16 protein-coding genes are annotated in these 18,067 nt (G+C 55.1%); 8 read left to right on the top strand and 8 right to left on the bottom strand.

Annotated features, from left to right (window positions below):
- Nucleotides 1-35: 35 nt before the first annotated feature.
- From pyrH to rpsB, 3 genes are all read right to left on the bottom strand, one after another.
- Nucleotides 36-761 carry a UMP kinase gene (gene pyrH / locus MC50_RS13120; RefSeq protein WP_004858112.1) on the bottom strand — a complete coding sequence of 242 codons (726 nt, stop codon included), beginning with the start codon at nt 759-761 and terminating at the stop codon, nt 36-38.
- A 147-nt stretch (nt 762-908) separates the two neighbouring features.
- Nucleotides 909-1,760 (bottom strand): translation elongation factor Ts, encoded by an 852-nt coding sequence (tsf, locus tag MC50_RS13115; RefSeq protein ID WP_015585106.1) that lies wholly within the window; start codon nt 1,758-1,760, stop codon nt 909-911.
- 117 nt (nt 1,761-1,877) lie between these two features.
- Entirely contained in the window at nt 1,878-2,603 is a 726-nt protein-coding gene (rpsB, locus tag MC50_RS13110; protein ID WP_032689411.1) for a 30S ribosomal protein S2, read from the bottom strand.
- Between the two features lie 323 nt (nt 2,604-2,926).
- Between rpsB and map the strand changes: the two genes are divergently transcribed.
- The 4 genes from map to MC50_RS13085 all read left to right on the top strand — a co-directional run bounded on the left by map (nt 2,927) and on the right by MC50_RS13085 (nt 7,801).
- Nucleotides 2,927-3,721, top strand: coding sequence for a type I methionyl aminopeptidase (map, locus tag MC50_RS13100; protein WP_032689412.1), 795 nt, complete (start codon nt 2,927-2,929; stop codon nt 3,719-3,721).
- Between the two features lie 59 nt (nt 3,722-3,780).
- The gene (gene glnD, locus MC50_RS13095; protein ID WP_032698105.1) at nt 3,781-6,444 is read left to right on the top strand and encodes a bifunctional uridylyltransferase/uridylyl-removing protein GlnD; all 2,664 of its coding nucleotides are present in this window, start codon (nt 3,781-3,783) and stop codon (nt 6,442-6,444) included.
- Nucleotides 6,445-6,479: 35 nt separating this feature from the next.
- Complete coding sequence (gene dapD / locus MC50_RS13090; protein ID WP_004858103.1) at nt 6,480-7,304, top strand: 2,3,4,5-tetrahydropyridine-2,6-dicarboxylate N-succinyltransferase; 825 nt, start codon at nt 6,480-6,482, stop codon at nt 7,302-7,304.
- Nucleotides 7,305-7,411: 107 nt separating this feature from the next.
- On the top strand, nt 7,412-7,801 hold the full coding sequence (locus MC50_RS13085) for a DUF3461 family protein (RefSeq protein ID WP_004858100.1): 390 nt from the start codon (nt 7,412-7,414) through the stop codon (nt 7,799-7,801).
- A 90-nt stretch (nt 7,802-7,891) separates the two neighbouring features.
- On the opposite strand, the gene MC50_RS13080 is transcribed toward MC50_RS13085, so the two are convergent.
- The 3 genes from MC50_RS13080 to dgt all read right to left on the bottom strand — a co-directional run bounded on the left by MC50_RS13080 (nt 7,892) and on the right by dgt (nt 12,318).
- Nucleotides 7,892-9,049 carry a CdaR family transcriptional regulator gene (locus tag MC50_RS13080; RefSeq protein WP_032689414.1) on the bottom strand — a complete coding sequence of 386 codons (1,158 nt, stop codon included), beginning with the start codon at nt 9,047-9,049 and terminating at the stop codon, nt 7,892-7,894.
- 179 nt (nt 9,050-9,228) lie between these two features.
- Complete coding sequence (gene degP / locus MC50_RS13075) at nt 9,229-10,668, bottom strand: serine endoprotease DegP (RefSeq protein ID WP_004858096.1); 1,440 nt, start codon at nt 10,666-10,668, stop codon at nt 9,229-9,231.
- A gap of 135 nt (nt 10,669-10,803) precedes the next feature.
- Nucleotides 10,804-12,318: a dGTPase gene (gene dgt / locus MC50_RS13070; RefSeq protein ID WP_032689415.1), complete on the bottom strand. Its 1,515-nt coding sequence runs from the start codon at nt 12,316-12,318 to the stop codon at nt 10,804-10,806.
- Between the two features lie 84 nt (nt 12,319-12,402).
- Here dgt and mtnN point away from each other — a divergent pair, with 84 nt between their 5' ends.
- From mtnN to MC50_RS13055, 3 genes are all read left to right on the top strand, one after another.
- The gene (gene mtnN, locus MC50_RS13065) at nt 12,403-13,101 is read left to right on the top strand and encodes a 5'-methylthioadenosine/S-adenosylhomocysteine nucleosidase (RefSeq protein WP_032689416.1); all 699 of its coding nucleotides are present in this window, start codon (nt 12,403-12,405) and stop codon (nt 13,099-13,101) included.
- Entirely contained in the window at nt 13,094-13,894 is an 801-nt protein-coding gene (gene btuF / locus MC50_RS13060; protein WP_032697293.1) for a vitamin B12 ABC transporter substrate-binding protein BtuF, read from the top strand. Before mtnN ends, btuF begins: the two co-directional genes overlap by 8 nt.
- Nucleotides 13,895-14,036: 142 nt before the next feature.
- A complete protein-coding gene (locus MC50_RS13055; RefSeq protein WP_032689418.1) occupies nt 14,037-14,660 on the top strand; it encodes a TRIC cation channel family protein in 624 nt (207 codons plus the stop codon).
- Nucleotides 14,661-14,716: 56 nt separating this feature from the next.
- On the opposite strand, the gene erpA is transcribed toward MC50_RS13055, so the two are convergent.
- Together erpA and clcA are read right to left on the bottom strand one after the other, a co-directional pair.
- Nucleotides 14,717-15,061: an iron-sulfur cluster insertion protein ErpA gene (gene erpA, locus MC50_RS13050; RefSeq protein ID WP_004858085.1), complete on the bottom strand. Its 345-nt coding sequence runs from the start codon at nt 15,059-15,061 to the stop codon at nt 14,717-14,719.
- 81 nt (nt 15,062-15,142) lie between these two features.
- The gene (clcA, locus tag MC50_RS13045) at nt 15,143-16,561 is read right to left on the bottom strand and encodes a H(+)/Cl(-) exchange transporter ClcA (protein WP_049267597.1); all 1,419 of its coding nucleotides are present in this window, start codon (nt 16,559-16,561) and stop codon (nt 15,143-15,145) included.
- A 178-nt stretch (nt 16,562-16,739) separates the two neighbouring features.
- On the opposite strand from clcA, the gene hemL reads away from it, so the two are divergent.
- A complete protein-coding gene (hemL, locus tag MC50_RS13040; protein WP_032689420.1) occupies nt 16,740-18,020 on the top strand; it encodes a glutamate-1-semialdehyde 2,1-aminomutase in 1,281 nt (426 codons plus the stop codon).
- Nucleotides 18,021-18,067 lie beyond the last annotated feature (47 nt).

Here is an 18,067-nt window from a genome sequence, read left to right as displayed (position 1 = left end):
GGCGGAATATTACCCGGATTTGGCGCTGACGGGAATTATTCCGTAATCAATGTGCCTTCTTTTTCGCCCATCACCACGCGACGCAGTGCGCCTGGTTTATTCATGTTGAAGACGCGAATCGGCAATTTATGGTCACGCGCCAGGGTAAAGGCGGCTAAATCCATGACTTTCAGTTCTTTATCGAGCACTTCGCTGTAAGTCAGCTGATCGTACATGGTGGCAGACGGGTCTTTGGCCGGGTCAGCGGTAAACACGCCGTCGACTTTGGTGGCTTTCAGTACCACATCGGCTTCGATTTCAATACCACGCAGGCAGGCAGCGGAGTCGGTGGTGAAGAACGGGTTACCGGTACCTGCAGAAAGAATCACTACGCGATTGTTACGCAGCAGGCTGATGGCTTCCGCCCAGCTGTAGTTATCACACACGCCATTCAGCGGAATCGCTGACATCAGGCGAGCGTTCACATAGGCGCGATGCAGTGAGTCACGCATTGCAAGGCCGTTCATCACCGTTGCCAGCATGCCCATGTGGTCGCCCACAACGCGGTTCATCCCCGCTTTCGCCAGCCCAGCACCACGGAACAGGTTACCGCCACCAATCACTACGCCAACCTGAATACCCAGTTCAACCAGTTCTTTGATTTCCTGAGCCATACGGTCAAGTATGCTTGCATCAATACCGAAGCCTTCCGAACCCTGCAGAGCTTCGCCACTTAACTTAAGCAGAATACGTTTGTAGACGGGTTTTGCATTGGTAGCCATGTTTCTTTCCTGAGACTGTCAACGAGTGAGATGAGTTAATTCTGGCGACATTGTATGCCGCTTTTCAGCACAGCCACTATAAGCGATGCGCTGAATTTACAAAACGGGCACAAAAAGAAGCCGCCCTCAGGCGGCTCCTTTTGAAAATTAAGACTGCTTGGACATCGCAGCAACTTCTGCTGCAAAGTCAGTCTCAACTTTCTCGATGCCTTCGCCCACTTCAAAGCGGATGAAGCCAGTAACGTCGGCATTGTGCTCTTTCAGCAGCTGAGCAACAGATTTGCTCGGGTCCATAACGAAAGGCTGGCCGGTCAGAGAAACTTCGCCGGTGAATTTCTTCATGCGGCCTTCAACCATTTTCTCTGCGATTTCTTTCGGCTTACCAGACTGCATCGCGATGTCCAGCTGAACCTGGTACTCTTTCTCAACCACTTCAGCAGAAACGTCTTCCGGCTTAACGAATTCCGGCTTGCTTGCTGCGATGTGCATTGCCAGCTGTTTAACCAGCTCCTGGTCAGCGCCTTTAGCCGCAACCAGAACACCGATACGTGCGCCGTGCTGGTATGAACCCAGAACGTCGCCTTCCAGGGAAGCCACGCGACGGATATTGATGTTCTCACCGATTTTAGCAACCAGCGCAACACGCTCTTCTTCGAACTGTGCTTTCAGAACTTCAACGTCAGTGATTTTGCCAGCGACTGCAGCGTCCAGTACTTTATTAGCAAATGCCTGGAAACCACCATCTTTAGCAACGAAGTCAGTCTGGCAGTTAACTTCCAGAATGATGCCGTAGGTACCGTCGATCTTAGTGATGATCACGCCGTCAGCAGCAACGTTACCTGCTTTTTTCGCCGCTTTGATTGCGCCAGATTTACGCATGTTTTCGATTGCCAGCTCGATGTCGCCGTTTGCTTCGGTCAGCGCTTTTTTGCAATCCATCATGCCTGCGCCAGTACGCTCACGCAGCTCTTTTACCAGGGATGCGGTAATTTCAGCCATTCTTAAATCCTCGGGAGATGTGAACTGCCCGGCCGGGGGCCAAACAGTATAAATTGAAAAAAGGGGCCGAAAATGGGCCCCTATTCATACACGGTACTAATAAGGGGTGAAACCTTATTATTCAGCTTCTACGAAGCTTTCTTCCGCCTGAGAAGCCAGATCCTGAGAACGACCTTCACGCACGGTTGCAGCTACAGCGCCCAGGTACAGGCTAACAGCGCGGATTGCGTCGTCGTTACCCGGGATAACGAAGTCTACGCCGTCCGGATCGGAGTTAGTATCAACGATAGCAAATACCGGGATACCCAGGTTGTTTGCTTCTTTGATAGCGATGTGCTCGTGGTCAGCGTCGATAACAAACAGTGCGTCCGGCAGGCCGCCCATGTCTTTGATACCGCCCAGGCTGTTTTCCAGCTTGTCCAGCTCACGAGTGCGCATCAGCGCTTCTTTCTTGGTCAGCTTCTCGAAAGTACCGTCCTGGGACTGAGTTTCCAGGTCTTTCAGACGTTTGATGGACTGACGAACGGTTTTCCAGTTAGTCAGCATGCCGCCCAACCAGCGATGGTTCACGAAGAACTGGTCGCAGCTGTTAGCAGCTTCTTTTACCGCTTCGCTTGCAGCGCGTTTAGTACCAACGATCAGAATCTTGCCTTTACGAGCAGAGATCTTGTTCAGTTCAGCCAGAGCTTCGTTGAACATCGGTACAGTTTTCTCAAGGTTGATGATGTGAACTTTGTTACGCGCGCCGAAGATGAAAGGCTTCATTTTCGGGTTCCAGTAACGGGTCTGGTGACCAAAGTGAACACCAGCCTTGAGCATGTCGCGCATGGAAACAGTTGCCATGTTTAAAACCTCTATAGATAAAGTTGGGGTTATGCCTCCACGTATCCCATATTACCGACCCTAAAGGGCACCCCGGAATATGTGTCGATACGTGTGTGTTATTTACACAAAGTGAGATTTGTCGCTTCAGTCCATCCTGTGTAGTACGAAATGGAACGGAAGTCCGGCGCGCTTTATACCACAAAACCCGATCGGAAACCAACTGTTGTTGACGCTGAGTGCTGTTAATGATTCTCAATTTGGCACCAGGACACCCGGACTGTTAACATTGACAGGAATAACTCTATTATTGTCGAAAAAACCGACACAGCTGGACACAATCCATGGCTATATCTATCAAAACATCTGAAGACATCGAAAAAATGCGCGTCGCCGGCCGCCTGGCCGCTGAAGTGCTGGAAATGATCGAACCCTACGTTAAACCGGGCGTCAGCACCGGCGAACTGGACCGCATCTGTAACGATTATATTGTTAACGAACAGAAAGCGATCTCCGCCTGCCTCGGCTACCACGGTTACCCGAAATCCGTGTGCATCTCTATTAACGAAGTCGTCTGTCACGGGATTCCTGACGACGAAAAACTGTTGAAAGACGGCGACATCGTCAACATTGATGTCACGGTAATTAAGGATGATTTCCACGGCGACACCTCTAAGATGTTCATCGTCGGCAAACCGACGATTCTCGGCGAGCGCCTGTGCCGCATTACCCAGGAAAGCCTGTATCTGGCGCTGAAGATGGTTAAGCCAGGAATCAACCTGCGCGCGATCGGCGCAGCCATCCAGAAATTCGTCGAAGCGGAAGGTTTCTCGGTGGTGCGTGAATATTGCGGTCACGGTATCGGCCGCGGTTTCCATGAAGAACCGCAGGTGCTGCATTACGACTCTCCTGAGACCAATGTGGTGCTCAAGCCTGGCATGACCTTTACCATCGAACCGATGGTTAATGCCGGCAAGAAAGAGATCCGCAGTATGAAAGACGGCTGGACGGTGAAAACCAAAGACCGGAGCTTGTCTGCGCAGTACGAGCATACTATTGTGGTGACAGAGAACGGCTGTGAGATTCTGACATTACGCAAGGATGACACCATCCCGGCGATAATCTCGCACGACGCATAACGAAAAGCCGGCGCCCGCCGGCTTTTTTATGGGCGATAGTTTTTTCTTATGGTGACGCGATGAGCAACTCTTTACCTGACACTGTCTCCCCTACCCTCTCCGGTCAGCCTGAGAATCCGGGTAGCTGGCCGCAAGGTGATTTGAACTGTGCCGCCATCAAGGCACATCTCGATATTTTCCAGCGCTGGCTGGGCGAAGCGTTTGATAGCGGTATCGCCGCCGGGCAGCTAATCGAAGCGCGAACCGAATTTATCGACCAGCTGCTCCAGCGTCTGTGGATTGATTACGGCTTTGGTCCGGTCAGCGACCTGGCGCTGGTCGCTGTCGGCGGATATGGCCGCGGCGAGCTGCACCCGCTCTCCGACGTCGACCTGCTGATTCTCAGCCGCAAGAAGCTCTCCGACGAGCAGGCGCAGAAAGTCGGCGAACTGCTGACCCTGCTGTGGGACATCAAGCTCGAGGTTGGCCACAGCGTGCGCACGCTGGAAGAGTGCCTGCTGGAAGGACTGTCCGATCTTAGCGTCGCGACCAACCTGATTGAATCTCGCCTGCTGATTGGCGATGTGGCCCTGTTTCTTGAACTGCAGAAACATATCTTCAGCGATGGTTTCTGGCCCTCAGAGAAGTTTTTTGCCGCCAAGGTCGAAGAGCAGAACATCCGCCACCAGCGCTACCACGGCACCAGCTATAACCTCGAGCCGGACGTGAAAAGCAGCCCCGGCGGCCTGCGCGATATCCACACCCTGCAGTGGGTCGCCCGCCGCCACTTCGGCGCCACCTCGCTGGATGAAATGGTTGGCTTCGGCTTTCTTACCGAAGCCGAACGTAACGAGCTTAACGAATGTCTGCACCAGCTGTGGCGGATTCGCTTTGCGCTGCACCTCGAGTTAAACCGCTACGACAACCGCCTGTTATTCGACCGCCAGCTCAGCGTCGCCCGCCGGCTGCGCTACGAAGGCGAAGGTAATCAGCCTATCGAATACATGATGAAGGATTTCTTCCGCGTCACCCGGCGGGTCAGCGAACTGAATCACATGCTGCTCCAGCTGTTTGATGAAGCAATCCTCGCTCTCACCGAAGATGAAAAGCCGCGGCCCATCGATGATGATTTTCAGCTGCGCGGCACGCTGATTGACCTGCGCGACGACACGCTGTTTATCCGCGAACCGCAGGCAATACTGCGCATGTTCTATATTATGGTGCGTAACAGCAACATCACCGGCATCTACTCGACGACCCTTCGCCACCTGCGCCACGCGCGGCGCCACCTGACGCAGCCGCTGTGCTATATCCCGGAAGCGCGCGCGATTTTCCTCAGCATGTTGCGCCACCAGGGGGCGGTCAGCCGGGGGCTGTTGCCGATGCACCGTCACAGCGTACTGTGGGCCTATATGCCGCAGTGGTCGCATATTGTGGGCCAGATGCAGTTTGACCTCTTTCATGCCTATACGGTTGATGAACATACGATCCGCGTGCTGCTGAAGCTGGAAAGCTTCGCCAAAGAAGAGACCCGCAGCCGCCACCCGCTGTGCGTGGAACTGTGGCCTCGCCTGACCCACCCGGAGCTGATTCTGATTGCCGCCCTGTTCCATGATATTGCCAAAGGTCGCGGCGGCGATCATTCGGTCCTCGGCGCCCAGGATGTGCTGAAATTCGCCGAGCTGCACGGACTTAACTCACGGGAAACCCAGCTGGTGGCCTGGCTGGTGCGCCATCATCTGTTGATGTCAGTCACCGCTCAGCGCCGTGATATCCAGGATCCGGAAGTCATCAAGCAGTTTGCCGAAGAGGTGCAGACCGAAAACCGCCTGCGCTACCTGGTATGCCTGACCGTCGCCGATATCTGTGCGACCAACGAAACCTTGTGGAACAGCTGGAAGCAGAGCCTGCTGCGCGAGCTCTATTTCGCCACCGAAAAACAGCTGCGTCGCGGGATGCAAAGTACGCCGGATATGCGTGAACGAGTACGCCATCATCAGCTGCAGGCGCTGGCGCTGCTGCGGATGGAAAATATTAATGAAGAGGCGCTGCATCAAATCTGGAATCGCTGCCGCGCCAACTACTTCGTGCGCCATACGCCTAACCAGCTCGCCTGGCACGCCCGCAATTTGCTCAAACATGACCTGAGCAAACCGATGATCCTGCTTAGCTCGCAGGCCACGCGCGGTGGGACCGAAATTTTTATCTGGAGCCCGGACCGCCCGTATCTGTTTGCCGCCGTCTGTGGTGAACTGGATCGCCGCAACCTCAGCGTCCACGATGCCCAGATTTTTACCACCCGCGACGGCATGGCGATGGACACCTTTATTGTGCTGGAGCCGGACGGCAGTCCGCTTTCCGCCGATCGCCATGAAATGATCCGTCACGGTCTGGAACAGACCATCACCCAACGTAGCTGGCAGCCTCCGGCCCCGCGCCGTCAGGCGGCGAAACTTCGCCATTTCTCCGTCGTTACCGAAGTCAATTTCCTGCCGACGCACACCGACAGAAAATCGTTTCTTGAGCTGATTGCACTCGATCAGCCGGGTCTGCTGGCTCGCGTGGGTCAGGTGTTCGCCGACCTCAATATTTCGCTTCACGGGGCGAGAATTACGACAATTGGTGAGCGAGTAGAAGATTTATTTATAATCGCGACGGCGGACCGGCGTGGGCTTAATAATGCGCTACAACAAGAAGTACAACAACGGTTGACAGAGGCCCTCAATCCAAACGATAAAGGGTGACGAACTTTTAATGTGTAAAGAGAAAGAGTAAAACAATGCAGCAATTACAGAATGTTATTGAGTCCGCTTTTGAGCGTCGCGCCGACATCACGCCGGCAAATGTGGATACCGTAACCCGCGAAGCGGTTAACCAGGTGATTTCTCTGCTTGATTCCGGCGCGCTGCGTGTCGCTGAAAAGATCGATGGCCAGTGGGTCACCCATCAATGGCTGAAGAAGGCGGTTCTGCTCTCTTTCCGTATTAACGATAACCAGGTTATCGACGGTGCGGAAAGCCGCTACTTCGATAAAGTGCCGATGAAATTCGCTGACTATGATGAAGCGCGTTTCCAGAAAGAAGGCTTCCGCGTGGTTCCGCCGGCGGCGGTTCGTCAGGGCGCATTTATTGCCCGCAACACCGTGCTGATGCCGTCCTACGTCAACATTGGCGCCTACGTTGATGAAGGCTCCATGGTAGATACCTGGGCCACCGTGGGTTCCTGCGCGCAGATCGGTAAAAACGTGCACCTGTCCGGCGGCGTCGGCATCGGTGGCGTCCTGGAGCCGCTGCAGGCTAACCCAACCATCATCGAAGACAACTGCTTCATCGGCGCACGCTCTGAAGTGGTTGAAGGCGTGATCGTTGAAGAAGGTTCCGTGATCTCCATGGGCGTGTACCTGGGTCAGAGCACCAAAATTTACGATCGCGAAACCGGCGAAGTCCATTACGGCCGCGTTCCGGCGGGCTCAGTGGTGGTTTCCGGCAACCTGCCGTCAAAAGATGGCAAGTACAGCCTGTACTGCGCCGTTATCGTGAAGAAAGTGGATGCGAAAACTCGCGGCAAGGTCGGCATTAACGAACTGCTGCGTACCATCGACTAAGCAGAATAAAAAGCGGGAGATATCCCGCTTTTTTTATATTTGAAGCTGGCGGAGATGGATCTTTTCGTTAATTATTCAAAGGTTATGATGATATCAAAGGTACCGTTATGTACGATAATCTGAAAAGTCTTGGCATTACCAATCCTGATGAGATCGATCGCTATAGCCTGCGGCAGGAAGCCAACAACGACATTCTGAAAATCTATTTTCAGAAAGACAAAGGCGAGTTCTTCGCCAAAAGCGTCAAGTTTAAATACCCGCGTCAGCGTAAGACCGTTGTCGCAGATGGCGTAGGCCAGGGGTATAAAGAGGTTCAGGAAATTAGCCCGAATCTGCGCTACGTTATCGATGAGCTGGATCAGATCTGCCAGCGCGATCGTACCGAAGTCGACCTCAAACGTAAGATCCTTGACGATCTGCGTCATCTGGAAAGCGTCGTCACTCATAAGATCAGTGAAATTGAAGCCGATCTGGAAAAACTGACGCGCAATAAATAAGTGGGTTTTCGCTCCCTGGCCGGCGATGCTTTCCGGGGAGAGACCAACAACAACCCGGATAAGGCATTGTGTCGCTATCCGGGCTCTCTTCTAGCGCTGTTCATCCAGCTGCAGCGCAATATAAAGCAGCAGACGATCGTCAAAATTCCCCAGGTCCAGCCCCGTCAGTTCTGCGATACGATTCAGGCGATACTCCAGCGTATTACGATGAATAAACAGCGCCTTTGACGTCGCCAGCGGCTGCACGTTATGGCGAAACCAGGCTTGTAGAGTACGTCGCAGCAGACCGTTATTATCCATCGCCTTCAGCCGGACCAGCGGACGGGCGAGCTCATTGGCCTGCCAGCCGCCGCGCAGGCTATCGAGCAGCACCGGCAGCATCAAATCCTGATAAAAAAAGCTGCGGCTCTCGGGCATCCGCTGCTTACCGACCATCATCGTGGTGCGCGCGGTGCGGTACGAACGGGCGATGCTGCCGGGGCCGGTAAAAAAGTTACCCAGCGCCACACGAAAGCGCAGCTGGCCGTTTTCTTTCATTCGGGCGATCAGCTGATCGATTCGTTTGCAGTGATCCTCCGCGTCCCAGCGGCCAAACGCATTCAGCGCGGGCTTGAGGACCACCATCTCGGTCAGAGAGACAATCGCCACCAGATTATTGCGATCCGGCGTGGTCAGGGCGGTCTGCAGCTGCTGTAGCTCGGCCATAGCGCTGTCCACGCCAAGCTGGCCGCTATCCACTTCAATCATAGCAACCACGCGGGGCTGGTTCAGATCGATACCCAGCCGTTGCGCCCATTCGGTTAACGCGGGCGTATTCTCTTCTGCCTGAATCAGGTTCATCACCAGCTCTTCACGCAGGCGGCTATCCTGGGCCAGAAGATGCATCAACCGCGACTGCTCCAGCATCATCTCGGCGGTCATGCACACCAGCTCGCCATATTTGCGCAGCGTTTCGGGTTCGCCGGTGAGGCCAATCACACCGACGATCTCCCCCTCCAGACGCAAAGGCAGGTTAATCCCCTGACGCACGCCGTGTAGATGACGAGCAACCGCATCGTCAATATCCACGACCCGCCCCTGAGAAAGCACCAGCAGCGCCCCTTCGTGCAATTCCCCAATTCGCTCGCGATCGCCGCTACCGATAATGCGCCCACGGGCGTCCATTACATTGATATTGGTATCAATGATGCGCATCGTACGCGCCACGATATCCTGCGCCATGTTGGTATCAAGATGCCAGCCAGCCATGTAACCCTCCCGTCAACAGGGGGTCAGCATAAAAGAGTTAACCGAACGTCGCATTGTGCATATGCATAAAGCAAAGCACAGAAGTATGGAGTTGCGGGTGGAGTCACAGAAAGGAAAGCGGGGCAAAAAAAAAGCCCCTTCCCTCGGCGAGGAGAAGGGGCGGGTTTAGCCGTTAGCGATTACTGCATCAGCAGATAGATAGTGCTATCGCCACGCTGGATATTCAACGCCAGCACCGAAGGTTTGGCATCAAAGATTTTGCGCAGATCGGCGATATTTTTCACCGGCTGCTGGTTAGCGCCGACGATGATGTCGCCTTTCTTGAGGCCAATTTGTGCCGCCGGAGTCCCCGCTTTCACATTATTGACCACCACACCTTTGTCCTGACCTTTGTTGCTCATTTCCGCACCTTCAATACCATTGAAGATGGTGCTGGAGTCAACCTGAGTCTGGTTGCTCTGCTGCAGTTCGACGGTCGCATTGACCGCTTTGCCGTCGCGTACCAGTCCCAGCTGGACTTTGCTACCGATAGGCATCGTACCCACCTGCGCACGCAGCGCGGCGAAGCTGCTGATAGGCTTACCGTTCAGCGAGGTAATCACGTCACCGGCTTTGATCCCTGCTTTCGCCGCCGCAGAACCCGGCATCACCTGGCTGACGAAGGCACCGCGCTGCGCATCGACCTTCATGGCTTTCGCCAGTTCAGAGTTCAGCTCGGTCCCCATAATACCCAGCTCGCCGCGTTTCACCTGGCCATACTTGACCATCTGCTCGGTCAGGTTTTTGACCATGTTGCTCGGGATGGCAAAACCGATACCGATATTGCCGCCGTCCGGCGCCAGGATCGCGGTATTAATCCCGATCAGTTCGCCGTTCAGGTTAACCAGCGCACCGCCGGAGTTACCGCGGTTGATCGCCGCATCGGTCTGGATAAAGTTTTCGTAGTTTTCTACGTTCAGGCCGCTACGGCCAAGCGCGGAGACAATACCCGAAGTGACGGTTTCACCCAGACCAAACGGGTTACCGATCGCCACGGTGTAGTCGCCGACGCGCAGCGCATCGGAATCTGCCAGCTTAATCGCCGTCAGGTTTTTCGGATCCTGAATCTGGATTAGCGCAATGTCGGAACGCGGATCTTTGCCAACAACTTTGGCATCAAACTTACGTCCGTCGCTCAGCTGTACTTTAATCGTGGTCGCATTATCCACAACGTGGTTATTGGTCACGACATAGCCTTTAGCCGCATCGATAATGACCCCGGAGCCCAGCGCCATAAATTTCTGCTGCTGGCCGCCATCACCCGGCGCCCCGCCGCCCTGTCCACCGCCCTGACAGAACGGAGAACTCTGGAACGGCGAACCATCCTGGCAGAACGGCGAATTATCACCAAAGAACTGCTGGAAGTTACGCGGCATCCGCGGCGTGTTGACCGTCGTGCTACCCTCAACATTAATGCTGACAACCGACGGCATCACTTTTTCCAGCATTGGAGCCAGGCTTGGCATTTGCTGTGTACTTGAGGCCGAAGAGGACGTTTCTGCCGCGCTCGCAGAGAGCGGGGATAACGCCAGACCTAAACTCAGAGCCAGTGCACTCATTGCTAACGTGGTTTTTTTCATATGTCTCATATCTCGATTTTAGATAACGCAAATTGCTATGTATGTGACTATCAGAGTCATTTTATCGCGCTAAGTTCCGGAATTAAGCATCTGGAAAAAGTAAAAATTTATTGTCCGTCTTTACAAAACCTGTACTTATTCCACCGCCATCAAGCGCCGATATTCATCCCATGCATACAAATCCGTCATCCCACTGATATAGTCCTGTATCAGACGGCAGCGATAATAATATTCCATCACAGGAAATTCTTCATCATCGCGCGAAATCTTATTTACCGCTTCAACATAGGCCAGCCGATGACGCGTCGAAAGTTTCTGGAACAAGCGTGAGGCGATAGGTAAGCTCCTCACCCGCTCTTTCTCCACTAATAAGCTGAACTCCTCCAGCGATAATTTTAACAGCGGCTCATAGATATCCAGAAGACCGCTAATCACCCGATAGCCCTGCAATTCCAGCTGTTCCACGTCAGGATGACTAAACACATGTTTTATCGCGACATTTTTATATAGCTCCAGCAGCTGACTGCAGTCGCTATCGTCCTCAAGCAGCGCATGATTAAAATCACCGGCAAAGATCTTCGGCAAATTATCGATAAACCGGCGTGCTGCATAGGGCACCAGTTTATTCAGCGTATTGACTCGTAAATACATAAAGAACTGATCTTCCGTACTTCGACTCAGAGAATTCGCGCGCGATTTGTCCCAGGCATTTTCTACCACCTGCGAAAATAAAGATCCTTTTTCATGCTGCCCCCACGCCTCGTGAAGCAGCTGATAAAGTTGCTCTACGCTGAAAATACGTTTTTCTACCGCATCCTCAAGATCGGCCACACAATATGAGATATCGTCCGCCGCCTCCATAATCCAGGTCAAAGGAAAACGATTGTAAGGAGCCAGATCCAGTTCTTTACGCAACCTCGCAATATAGCCCTCTTCGGCTAAATAATAACCAGGCTTCTTCATCAAATAACTGTGGCTGGAGGGAAGTTCTCCCCGCCACCACGCCGGGCGCGTATATTTTAGAATGCAGCCAACCTGCGCCCAGGTCAGGTTCATCCGCATCAGGGTATGCACTAAGCGAATACCCTGCGCGTTGCCTTCAAACCAGCACAGATCCTGACGAACTTTGCTCCGCAGCCCATTCAGTTCGTCAGCGCCCTCCTGCAAACGGAGCGCCGCCACCGTACAGCTATCCTGCGCTAACGGCGCACCGGCCGCATCGTCAGGCGCGAGCCGCTGACGGAACCAGTCATTAATCGCCGCCTCGCCAAAATGGCCGAACGGCGGATTGCCGATGTCATGCATCAGACAGGCCATCTCCACCACGCTCTCAAACGGCCCGCTGAGCTCATCCAGCCCGTAGGCTTCCAGCAGACGCTGCTCTTTCAGGCGGCTGAGGATCTCTTTGGCGATATAGCGCCCCACCTGCTGAACTTCAAGGGAGTGGGTTAAACGCGTACGCACCGCGGCATTACGTTCCAGCGGGAAGACCTGGGTTTTTTGCTGTAAACGGCGGATTGCCGGCGAGTTGATAATTCGCCCGCGGTCGCTTTCAAAAATACGCAGGATCTCACGTTCCGTTTCGACCCCCTGCGGCGAGCGGTAGCGCCGACGCCAGTTAATCTTGTTGCGAAAATCAATCTTTGCCATGGCCTCTCCCGCGCGAGCAATAACGTTTCCCTTTGAGTGCATGATAGACTATGCAACTAAACCTGACACATCGCGAGTAAATCTATGAAAATCGGCATTATTGGCGCTATGGAAGAAGAAGTTACCCTTCTGCGCGACAAAATCGAAAACCGTAAGACGTTGACCCTTGGCGGAAGCGAAATTTATACCGGCCAGCTGAACGGCACCGAGGTCGTTCTGCTGAAATCGGGTATTGGCAAGGTGGCGGCCGCGATGGGCGCAACCCTGCTGCTGGAGATTTGCAAGCCGGACGTGATTATCAACACCGGCTCCGCAGGTGGACTGGCGTCGACGCTGAAAGTCGGCGACATCGTCATCTCCGACGAGACACGCTACCACGATGCCGATGTCACCGCCTTTGGTTATGAGTATGGCCAGCTGCCAGGCTGCCCGGCAGGCTTCAAAGCCGACGATAAGCTGATTGCCGCTGCGCAAAGCTGTATCGAAGCGCTGAATCTGCACGCGGTGCGCGGCCTGATCGTCAGCGGTGACGCCTTCATCAACGGTTCGGTCGGGCTGGCGAAAATCCGCCACAACTTCCCGCAGGCCGTAGCGGTTGAAATGGAAGCAACGGCGATTGCCCATGTTTGCCATAACTTCGGCGTGCCGTTCGTGGTCGTACGCGCGATTTCCGACGTTGCGGATCAGCAGTCTCATCTGAGCTTTGATGAGTTCCTCGCCGTTGCTGCCAAACAGTCCACGCTGATGGTGGAAAAGCTGGTGCAGACGCTGGCGCGTGGCTAAGTTGCTAAAACGGGCGCTTGCCGCCCTGCTGCTGCTCACCCCGGCGTGGCTCTTCGCCGCGCCACGGGTTATCACGCTGTCACCATCCAATACCGAACTGGCCTTTGCCGCCGGCATTACGCCGGTTGGCGTCAGCAGCCATTCCGATTATCCACCGGAAGCGGCCGGTATCGAACAGGTCGCCAGCTGGCAAGGGATGAACCTGGAACGCATCGTCGCGCTGAAGCCGGATCTGATTCTGGCATGGCGCGGTGGCAATGCCGAACGGCAGGTTAATCAACTGAGCGCGCTGGGGATCAAGGTACTCTGGGTCAATACCGCGACGATTGAAGAGATCATTTCGACGCTGCGACAGCTGGCGCAGTGGAGTCCGCAGCCGGAAAAGGCTCGCGCATCCGCGCAGCGAATGCAGGACGACTATGATGCCCTCAAAGCCCGCTACGCACATACGCCGAAAAAACGCGTCTTTCTGCAGTTTGGCGCCAATCCTCTTTTTACCAGCAGTCGGGGATCGATTCAGGACCAGGTACTGACGTTGTGCGGCGGCGACAACATTTTTGCCTCCAGCCCGGTTCCCTGGCCCCAGGTGAGTCGTGAACAGGTCCTGGCGAGGCAGCCTCAGGCGATTGTTATCCCTGGCGATGTCAGCAGACTCCCTGCAGTTGAACGCTACTGGCATCAGCAGTTAAAAATTTCCCTGATTGCAGTAGATGGCGACTGGTTTGAACGCGCAAGCCCGCGTATTATCCTCGCCGCAAAACAGCTCTGCGAGGCGCTCGGGCAGGTCAAATAGCACCGCTTGCGCAGGGCAATAACGACATCCGCTACAGAGAAAGCCAGTGTAACCGACATACGTCCGGTTGGCGGAGGCTGTGCGGATGCAATTTGGTGAGTAAAAATAGCCTGAGGAACCGGGCGCTTAACGAGAACTGACGATGCTTGTCTATTGGCTGGATATTATTGGCACCGCCGTATTTGCTATCTCGGGCGTATTGCTGGCCGGTAAACTCCGGATGGACCCCTTTGGCGTGCTGGTGCTCGGCGTTGTCACCGCCGTGGGCGGTGGGACCATTCGCGATATGGCGCTCGCCAACGGCCCGGTGTTCTGGGTAAAAGACCCCACCGACCTGGTGGTGGCGATGGTCACCAGCATGATGACCATTCTGCTGGTGCGCCAGCCACGCCGGCTGCCGAAATGGATATTGCCGGTGCTTGATGCCGTTGGTCTGGCGGTATTTGTCGGCATCGGGGTGAATAAAGCGTTTCTGGCCCACAGCGGCCCGCTGGTCGCTATCTGTATGGGTGTCGTCACCGGCGTCGGCGGCGGGATCATTCGCGACGTACTGGCGCGCGAAATTCCGATGATTTTGCGCACGGAAATCTATGCCACGGCCTGTATTGTCGGCGGTATCGTGCACGCCACGGCCTATGACACTTTTCATGTTTCGCTGCAGAATTCGGCGATGATGGGGATGGTCGTCACGCTGATGATTCGCCTTGCGGCTATCCGTTGGCATCTGAAGCTGCCGACTTTTGCTCTCGACGATAACGGGCGCTAAACGGGGAAATTGCCCCGGCGGAGAAGAGCTACCGGGGCGAGAATCCAGTGCGGGAATCAGACGCTGAATGAAGACCCGCAGCCGCAGGTGCTTTTCGCATTCGGGTTGGTCACGATAAAACGCGAGCCTTCCAGGCCTTCAGTGTAGTCGACGGCACCGCCGACCAGATACTGCAGGCTCATCGGATCGACCACCAGGCCTACGCCCTGTTTTTCGATGGTCATATCGCCTTCGTTAACCTGATCGTCAAAGGTGAAGCCGTACTGAAAACCACTGCAACCACCACCGGTGATATACACACGCAGTTTCAGGTTTGGATTGTCTTCATCTGCAATCAGGAATTTTACTTTTTTGGCTGCAGCTTCAGTAAACTCCAGCGGCAACGCTACGTCATCACTCATTTTATGCTCCCATTGATACTTCTGACCGGTTAAAGAATAACCCGACCTTATGAGCCATTATCTAATACCCTGGTAAATCGTTCAAGTATTCTCCCCGGCAACCTGCTGCGCTTTTGCCGCCTGTTCTGCGGCCTGCTTCGCCAGCGTGCGCTCCAGGATCGTGGAATACAAAGGCTTACCGCCAAGGAATTGCGCCAGTAGTGTTGCGCCAAGACAGGTAATAATCATTGGCAAAATGAGCTGATAGTTATCGGTCATCTCCAGCACCAGCACAATCCCGGTCAGCGGAGCGCGGATTGACGCCGCCAGCAGGGCCCCCATTCCGGCAATCGCAAAGGTCCCGGCATCCAGATGATAGGCCGGCAACATCGGCGTGACAGCCATCCCGAAGGCGGTTCCCAGCAAGGTTCCCAGCGCCAGCATCGGCGCAAAAATGCCGCCGGGCGCCCCGGAGGAGAAACAGAGTAATGTGGTTATCACGCGGGCAATAAAGATAAACAGCAGCAGTCCCACGGAAAAGTTGCCCGCCGCAGCAATCGGAATCAGGTTAAAGCCGCCTCCCGCCGCCGCCGGTTGAATCAGCCCGAGAACGCCGCACATCCCGCCGATTAACCCGCCAATCAGCACCCACTTCTTCGTATTGCCGCCATGAATACGCTGGAACATATCCTGGGTGCGCAGCACCAGGCTATTAAACAGCGGGCCAACGCAGCCAAAAATCATCCCCAGGATCAGGTACAGCCACAGCGTATTCACCGGCGCATCGCTCAGCTTGCCGACCTCAATAATCGCCGATTCGCCATTAAAGATACGGAACACAATGCTCGACATGATCACGCCGGTAAAGACGGCTTTAATCGAAATCAGGTTGTAGCGAAACTGCGGGCGCATCTCTTCGATAATGAATAAAATCCCCGCCAGCGGCGCGTTAAATGCCGCAGAGAGCCCCGCCGCAGCCCCGGTGGCCAGCAACGTGTGGCGCGCTTCGGGGCTGCGCATGCGGAAGATATCCAGCACCATTCGTCCGACGTTGCCGCCCAGCTGTACCGTTGGCCCTTCGCGACCGAGCACCATGCCGGCGCCCAGCGTCCCCATCCCGCCGATAAATTTCACCGGCAGCACTCGCCACCAGCGAACCGGACGCAGCTCTTCCAGCGCCCCTTCGATCTCCGGTATGCCGGATCCCCCCGCCTCCGGCGCGAAACGGCGCACCAGAAAATAGCCCACCATCGCCAGCAACGCAGATAAAATAAAGGCCAGCGGCCAAATCAGGAACCCGTGATCCGCCACCTGCACCAGCGAACCGATGCGCATGTTCTGCACCCAGTTGACGCTCTTTTCAAAGGCGACCCCCACCAACCCTGCCAGCGTGCCGACCACGGCGGCCATCAGCAGCACCGCCAGCGGCGTTTTGTCACGTTGAACTAATCGACGTACCACATCGCCACGACGCAAGCGCACGATTTGTTTTGCTTCAAAAGTAGAGGCTTCTGTTTTCATACTCTTATCGTCAATAGTCATACAAATACGAAGGGGACATTTTAGCCTTCTGAACGTCCTACGTCGCGGGAAAAATGCACCGGCTGCGCTTTGTTTCAATTGGGCAAAACTTTCATAACTATCCTGGAATAACTTAGAATAACCAGCAAAACATTTATCACGAACCAGGATCATGGCAATGAGCAAATCTGAAACACTCTATAGCGCCGCACGTGAACTCATCCCCGGCGGCGTGAACTCGCCGGTCCGTGCCTTTAGCGGCGTGGGCGGTACACCGCTGTTTATCGAACGCGCCGACGGCGCCAGACTGTACGATGTCGACGGTAAAGCGTATATCGATTATGTCGGCTCCTGGGGACCTATGGTGCTGGGCCATAACCATCCGGCCATTCGCAACGCGGTGATTGAAGCCGCGGAACGCGGCCTGAGCTTTGGCGCGCCGACGGAAATGGAAGTCAAAATGGCGGAGCTGGTGACCGAACTGGTCCCCACGATGGATATGGTGCGGATGGTGAACTCCGGTACCGAAGCAACCATGAGCGCCATTCGCCTGGCCCGTGGCTTTACCGGCCGTGACAAAATCATCAAATTTGAAGGGTGCTATCACGGCCATGCCGACTGTCTGCTGGTGAAAGCGGGCTCCGGCGCGCTGACGCTGGGCCAGCCGAACTCACCGGGCGTACCGGCTGATTTTGCTAAACATACCCTGACCTGTACCTATAACGATCTGACTTCCGTTCGCGCCGCGTTTGAGCAGTATCCGCAAGAGATTGCCTGCATCATCGTCGAGCCGGTAGCCGGCAACATGAACTGCATCCCACCGCTGCCGGAGTTCCTGCCGGGCCTGCGGGCGCTGTGCGACGAATTTGGCGCGCTGCTGATTATCGATGAAGTGATGACCGGCTTCCGGGTGGCGCTGGCGGGCGCGCAGTCATACTACGACGTAGTCCCGGATCTGACCTGTCTGGGCAAAATCATCGGGGGCGGCATGCCGGTCGGCGCATTTGGCGGTCGTCGCGAGGTGATGGATGCCCTCGCCCCGACCGGCCCGGTGTATCAGGCCGGAACCTTGTCTGGTAACCCGATAGCCATGGCGGCCGGTTTTGCCTGCCTGACCGAAGTCGCGCAGCCGGGCGTCCACGAAACGCTAACGGATTTAACCAATCAGCTCTCTCAAGGGCTGCTGGATGCCGCACGCGAAGCGGGCATTCCGCTGGTGGTGAATAATGTGGGCGGCATGTTCGGCCTCTTCTTTACCGATGCCGAGACGGTCACCTGCTATCAGGATGTGCTGAAGTGCGACGTTGAACGCTTTAAGCGTTTCTTCCATCTGATGCTGGAAGAAGGCGTCTATCTGGCGCCATCGGCGTTTGAGGCCGGCTTTATGTCGATAGCCCACACCCCTGATGATATCAACGATACCATCGCCGCCGCCCGTAAGGCGTTTGCGAAGCTGTAATGCAATGCCGGGCGGCGCAAGCTTGCCCGGCCTGTGTTTGTGTCGCC

Source organism: Klebsiella planticola, from assembly GCF_000783935.2.
GTDB classification, from domain to species: Bacteria; Pseudomonadota; Gammaproteobacteria; order Enterobacterales; family Enterobacteriaceae; genus Klebsiella; species Klebsiella planticola.
The sequence above is the reverse complement of the archived record's forward strand: the minus strand, read 5'-3'. Positions and strand labels throughout refer to the sequence as shown.

What these genes read in the sequence shown, in the direction of transcription:
- pyrH (WP_004858112.1), bottom strand. Translation starts at nt 761, where the DNA reads ATGGCTACCAATGCAAAACCCGTCTACAAACGTATTCTGCTTAAGTTA.
- tsf (WP_015585106.1), bottom strand. Translation starts at nt 1,760, where the DNA reads ATGGCTGAAATTACCGCATCCCTGGTAAAAGAGCTGCGTGAGCGTACT.
- rpsB (WP_032689411.1), bottom strand. Translation starts at nt 2,603, where the DNA reads ATGGCAACTGTTTCCATGCGCGACATGCTCAAGGCTGGTGTTCACTTT.
- map (WP_032689412.1), top strand. Translation starts at nt 2,927, where the DNA reads ATGGCTATATCTATCAAAACATCTGAAGACATCGAAAAAATGCGCGTC.
- glnD (WP_032698105.1), top strand. Translation starts at nt 3,781, where the DNA reads ATGAGCAACTCTTTACCTGACACTGTCTCCCCTACCCTCTCCGGTCAG.
- dapD (WP_004858103.1), top strand. Translation starts at nt 6,480, where the DNA reads ATGCAGCAATTACAGAATGTTATTGAGTCCGCTTTTGAGCGTCGCGCC.
- MC50_RS13085 (WP_004858100.1), top strand. Translation starts at nt 7,412, where the DNA reads ATGTACGATAATCTGAAAAGTCTTGGCATTACCAATCCTGATGAGATC.
- MC50_RS13080 (WP_032689414.1), bottom strand. Translation starts at nt 9,049, where the DNA reads ATGGCTGGCTGGCATCTTGATACCAACATGGCGCAGGATATCGTGGCG.
- degP (WP_004858096.1), bottom strand. Translation starts at nt 10,668, where the DNA reads ATGAAAAAAACCACGTTAGCAATGAGTGCACTGGCTCTGAGTTTAGGT.
- dgt (WP_032689415.1), bottom strand. Translation starts at nt 12,318, where the DNA reads ATGGCAAAGATTGATTTTCGCAACAAGATTAACTGGCGTCGGCGCTAC.
- mtnN (WP_032689416.1), top strand. Translation starts at nt 12,403, where the DNA reads ATGAAAATCGGCATTATTGGCGCTATGGAAGAAGAAGTTACCCTTCTG.
- MC50_RS13055 (WP_032689418.1), top strand. Translation starts at nt 14,037, where the DNA reads ATGCTTGTCTATTGGCTGGATATTATTGGCACCGCCGTATTTGCTATC.
- erpA (WP_004858085.1), bottom strand. Translation starts at nt 15,061, where the DNA reads ATGAGTGATGACGTAGCGTTGCCGCTGGAGTTTACTGAAGCTGCAGCC.
- clcA (WP_049267597.1), bottom strand. Translation starts at nt 16,561, where the DNA reads ATGAAAACAGAAGCCTCTACTTTTGAAGCAAAACAAATCGTGCGCTTG.
- hemL (WP_032689420.1), top strand. Translation starts at nt 16,740, where the DNA reads ATGAGCAAATCTGAAACACTCTATAGCGCCGCACGTGAACTCATCCCC.